General features: G+C 45.5%; 5 protein-coding genes and 1 pseudogene. 2 read left to right on the top strand and 4 right to left on the bottom strand.

The genetic code is table 11. The features are described 5' to 3' along the window. Positions 1-107 precede the first annotated feature (107 nt). Positions 108-269, top strand: a complete 162-nt coding sequence (locus RMO35_RS05410; protein WP_309739123.1) for a hypothetical protein — start codon at positions 108-110, stop codon at positions 267-269. 101 nt (positions 270-370) lie between these two features. Then, complete coding sequence (gene pgmB / locus RMO35_RS05405; RefSeq protein WP_309739121.1) at positions 371-1,096, top strand: beta-phosphoglucomutase; 726 nt, start codon at positions 371-373, stop codon at positions 1,094-1,096. 113 nt (positions 1,097-1,209) lie between these two features. On the opposite strand, the gene RMO35_RS05400 is transcribed toward pgmB, so the two are convergent. The 4 genes and pseudogenes from RMO35_RS05400 to RMO35_RS05385 all read right to left on the bottom strand — a co-directional run. Next, positions 1,210-2,016, bottom strand: a complete 807-nt coding sequence (locus RMO35_RS05400; RefSeq protein ID WP_309739120.1) for a prohibitin family protein — start codon at positions 2,014-2,016, stop codon at positions 1,210-1,212. A gap of 79 nt (positions 2,017-2,095) precedes the next feature. Continuing rightward, a complete protein-coding gene (gene cofG / locus RMO35_RS05395; RefSeq protein ID WP_309739119.1) occupies positions 2,096-3,073 on the bottom strand; it encodes a 7,8-didemethyl-8-hydroxy-5-deazariboflavin synthase subunit CofG in 978 nt (325 codons plus the stop codon). Between the two features lie 38 nt (positions 3,074-3,111). Then, positions 3,112-3,999, bottom strand: a pseudogene (locus RMO35_RS05390) (AAA family ATPase); the annotation flags it as partial. A 173-nt stretch (positions 4,000-4,172) separates the two neighbouring features. Continuing rightward, the coding region (locus tag RMO35_RS05385) for a response regulator (protein ID WP_309739115.1) at positions 4,173-5,540 on the bottom strand (1,368 nt) is incomplete at its 5' end.

Raw genomic sequence — 5,540 nt, 5'->3', positions numbered from 1 at the left:
AATTGCGGCTCATCCGCAGTGCGGTATAGAGGGTCATCGTCAGACCGGATTGCAGCCACCAAGGCGGTAAATATTGAGGATTCAATGGCTTAATGGCAGGATGAAAGATGTTATTTAATTTTAAGCTTCAAAGTTGGGTGTTGTCCAAAGGGACGATTCTCCATTCGCGCAAAGCGCAGGCTACGCCAACGCGCAGCGTTCCGCTCCGAAAGGAGCGGGCTTTCCGCCAACGCCGCAAATTATCAGTTACTGCCGTCAAAGATCGTTGACAATGTCCCAAAGATCGGGACGATCTGAGGGCATAATAAGTATACACATCTGACCTAAAGCGATCGCGATCGCCTCAATTGTCGATCGACATCACATAGCTATGGATAAACTGGAGCGCGATCCACACATCGCAGCAGTCATCTTCGATCTCGATGGCGTCATCACTAATACGGTCTACTTTCATTATCTCTCATGGCAACAATTAGCCGATGAAGAGGGCATTCCTTTCGATAAATATACCCACGATGAGGGAATGCTCGGACTCAATCGGGAAGATGCGCTACATTACCTTTTGGGCGCTCGCCATCGCCACTTAAGTTCGCTGCAACAGCAACAACTATTAAATCGCAAGAATGATTATTATCTCCAACTAATCGACAAACTCAATCGCGAACATCTCCTGCCAGGAATTGAGAATTTATTAGCAGAGTTACACGCTGCCCAGATTAAAATTGCCCTAGGATCTTCGAGTAAGAACGCCGAATTGGTATTAAAAAGGTTGGGAATTAGATCTTTATTTGATTTTATTGCCGATGGTAATAGCGTGCCAAATCTCAAACCTGCACCCGATGTCTTTCTGTATGCCGCATCCTCGATCTCCGTCACACCCGATCGATGTTTGGTGATTGAGGATGCGCCTGCGGGGGTAGCAGCGGGTTTAGCTGCGAATATGTGGGTATTGGGTGTCGGGCCTGCCGTACGACTGGCTCACGCGCATCTGGTTTTACCAACCCTACAGGGCATTAAGTGGCAGGATATTGTGGAGAAGGTTGCTTACTGTCACGCCCGATCGAGTGATTTTGACACATCGATCGATAATGATTAGAGTTACTTTGGAAGATAATATCTAGCTGTCTCTTAAGTACTATTCACTATCCACTATCCACTATTCACTAAAACACTAGTAACTTTGTTTTGATGCAAGATGTAAGTCTCTTGCTATTTCTGAGGTGGAGAAATATTAATTAATGGTAATGCTCCATTTCCACCCATCACTGTCGGAAACTTACCATCCCATTTTTCGATCGCTTGTTTTTCTAGTAATTCTTTATTTAAACTCTGTCTGAGTAGCTTTTGAGCTTCGGCGGTTCCTTTAGCTCGATTGACTTCTGCTTGAGCTTGTCTAGAAGCTTTTAATGCTTCATATTCGGCTTTTTTCGCATCTTGTTCGGCAATTTGTTTTTGCTCGATGGACTTAGTGAATTCTGGCGAAAATCCAATATTGATGAGTGAGACATCATCGACTTGGATGCCGTATTTTGCCAGTCTAGGCTTGAGACTGCGTTCGATCTCGTCCTTCAGGCTACTGCGTTGTTTGAGGATTTCTTCAGCGGTTCGCTGAGGAGTTGCCGCTTTGAGAACTTCCGAAATTGCGGGAGTTACTATTATTTCTCTGACTTGGCGATCGTCGCCTATTTGCTGATATACTCGGTTAACTTTATTTGGCTCGATATGCCAATTTACAGATGTCATCACATCTAGAGTTTGCAAGTCTTTGGTACCGACCTTAACGGCAACATCGACTTTTTTGACCTTGACACTTATTTTCTTGATATTGGTGTAGATTGGTAGGACTGGATGAAACCCTTCATTTAAGATTTGGTCTTGGACTTCTCCGAGGTGCATGATGACGCCCCTTTCGCCAGGATTGACGATCGTAAAAGGTTTAAATAAGATTGCTGCTAAGAGCAGAACTATTCCCCCACTCAGGTATAGATAAAATGACGATCCAAGTCTGATACTCATTGTTGACTTTCCGTAATCGATCTTGACTTACTCTACTCATTGGGAGTGGGCAATGAGATTATGCAGATCGCCCGAGATTTTAGTCTGGATTATCGATCGCAGCCATTTGCATCGATCGACGCTGATGTTGAATCTTAGCTTTTAATCGCTCTGATAAATAATGTTCTCTATTGGGATAAACTGGTAATCTGCGCTGTAATTCATAGCCAGCATTAGCAAGTAACGCACTCAAGTTTGCTAGCTGTAAATGATGGTAGTCGGGATTGACTTCATCTTTAGGAACTATCCCGCCTAAATCTTTTGCACCCGCAGCTAAACAAGCTAGTAATAGATCGGGATTTGGAATTAAATTTGGTGGAATTTGGATCGTAATATCCGCAGGCAATATCTGTCTTGCTAACTGAATTACTCTGGGCAATTTAAGGATGTCAAAACCTAATCCAGCCAAACTTTCCTGGCTGCCTGGACTATATGGTTGCAATATTACTTCCTGAATATGTCCCCAGCGGACATGAATATCGGAGATCGCTTGTAAACTAATTTGCCAGTCAGTTTCAGCTTCACCGATGCCCAATAACAACCCCGTTGTAAATGGAATCTGTAATTCACCCGCCCAATTAAGTTGTTCGAGTCTGATTGCAGGCAATTTACTCGGTGCATGACGATGAACTCCTTGGAGTAAAGCTGGATCTAGCGACTCTAACATTAAGCCCATCGATACATTTACTGATGCTAAACGTGCCATCTCGTCATAGCTTAAAGGGCCAGCGTTAGTATGTGGTAAAAAGCCCATATTTAGAGCTAAGTTGCCAATCTCATAAATGCGATCGAGCCAAGCTGGACGACGTGCAGATTGAGGATGAATTTCGCCACTCAAGATCAAGATTTCACAAATATTTTCACCCTGAAGATCGGTGAGAATCTGGGTGGCTCGATCGATTTTCATCCATGTATCTGCGCCAGGATCGACCCGAAAGTTGCAATAGCTACACCGATTGAAACATTCATAAGTCGGTACGATCGTATATGCTGGACTATAAGTAATAACTTTTATCATTTAGACCCACTATCCCCTATTCCCTATCCCCTCCCTACTCCATAGCGAACGCGATTGTATTCCTCAACCAGTCTACCTTCAGCTACAGACTTTTGCTCTTGGACTAACAGATTGCCAAACTCTACTAGACGGGCGAGGGTAAAATATGGTTTGGGAAAAGTTGGCTTAATCCCGCTTGCCGGATTGACTACTTCCATCGCGACTCTTTCTAATCCTACTTGTCCGATAAATTCTCTAATTTGCTCGTCATAGATCCGCGCGCGCATCGCTGCAAAAAAATCAACTGCTTGCTCGGCAAATCGATCGACCAAACTAACTATTTCCCGACCAGAAATATTATCTGGCGCAAAAATTCCACTCACAATCCCCACTTTATCCTCATGCGTCGGTACCCAGTAGAACTTCTCCATTCGTCCGTCGCGCACCAGTGGCGCATACAGTGTCGATAGATCGTTTCCAGTTAAAATAATCGGAATTCGCGGTAAAGGAGTCGAATCGTAACTACCAGGTAGCTGGACATTGGTGGGATTATCGGCGATATTCATCAGCGTGGCATTCACGAGCTGGGTATTGACCGTATACTGCGTACCCTGGTCGAATCTCCCCGCCCCAGCATCGATATCATTGATAACCAACACCGCCATCCGCCCGCGCACCTTAATAATTTCCGCCGCCTCCCGATACCGCAACCGAATCAATCGCGCTGAATCCCCCGCATCGGGACTCTCCAACTCTCCCGCCGAAATATGGATTGCTTCGACCTTCATCCGATCGAATACCAATTCACACTGAAAAGTTTTTCCCTCGCCTTTACGCCCATGTACGCCCAAAATTAGCGGTACTTTGACACCAGGCAGATCGAGATAATTTTTGGTGATATGGACGGCTAGTTTGTCGAGGAAAGCTGGAGCGATGTAGTAATCCATGGAGGAGGTGGGAGATGGGATGTGGGAGATGGGAGTGGGTGAACCCCTGATTTCATATTGCTCAGAGGCTGTTTGAAAAGTATAGATCGAATCTCCCCAACCCCCTTAAAACCCAATTATCAATTATCAATTACTTGTACTGAGCGTAGTCGAAGTATCAATTATCAATTAATTTAAGGATCGATCGAGCGAGTGCAATCAGAAAGTATCTGCAATAAATCGCGGTTAGTATAAGGTTTCGCGAGAAAGTATTGGCACCCAAACCGTTTTGCTTGAGCTACGGCTTCGATCGAATTGATGCCGCTCATGGCGATGATGGGGAGATGGGGATTGAGTTGATGGATCGCAGCTACGGTAGTGAGTCCGTTCATCACTGGCATCATCATATCGATTAACACACTGTCGATCGTGTCGCGGTGCTGGGCATAAATAGCGATCGCTTCAGCCCCATCATTAGCAGTTAGAACTCGGTAATTATATGTCTCCAGAGTGGTTTTGATTAGCTCGACGATCGCTTTTTCATCATCTACGACTAAGATCGACTGTTGCTGACCGCAGGGTAGTTGGGCTTCATCCTGGCGGGGCTGACTGGGTATATTGCTCGCAGGTAAATAGACATGAAATTGGGTACCCCGATTTACCTGAGTTTGAACATCCAAAAAGCCACCGTGACCTTTGATAATGCCGAGTACCGCTGATAAACCCAAACCAGTTCCTTTACCGATCTCTTTGGTAGTAAAGAACGGATCGAAAATCCGATCGAGGAGTTGGGGCGCAATTCCAGTTCCGGTATCGGTAATAGTCACCTCTACATAATTTCCTTCTTTAGCATCTAGATGGGTGCGGACGAAGGCTTTGTCGATCGAGCGATTGGCAGCTTCGATGCTGAGGGTACCACCTTGGGGCATGGCATCACGGGCATTGACGCACAGATTCATCAGTACCTGATGGAGTTGAGTCATGTCCCCCGATACCGTCCACAGATTAGCTGGAATATCTCGCTCGATCTCGATCGATTTGGGCAGGGTTTGTTCGACGAGCTTTTGAATGTCTATGAGCAGGTGACTGGGTTGGATCGATACGTGTTTGCCTTCGATGCCTTGGGCAAAGGATAAAATTTGGCTAATTAAATCTGCCCCTCGGCGAGCACTAGATTCCAGGATTTTGAGGAGATTTTGGGTACGATCGTCGATATCTGGCAATCTCAGCGGTAATAATTGCGCGACTGATACAATCGGTGTCAGGACATTATTTAAGTCATGAGCGATGCCACTAGCCAAGGTGCCGAGACTTTCTAAGCGTTGCGCTCTAAAGAATTGAGCTTCGAGTTGTTTTTTTTCGGTAATATCCATGTGGATGCCGATGGTGCGGGTGGGATGTCCATCTCGGTCGAGAAACATACTACTTTTGACCTCAATCCAGCGAATATTAGTATCTGGATCGACGATCCGAAACTCTAAATCCAATCCCTGCGGTAGTTGTAGTGATTCTCTTTCGGGTATGTTACTTGCGTCGAGGGAATTATGTGGCGAATAATCGCC

This window comes from Chamaesiphon sp. OTE_20_metabat_361 (assembly GCF_031364565.1).
Note: the sequence above shows the minus strand (reverse complement) of the source record. Positions and strands in the feature narration are given on the sequence as shown.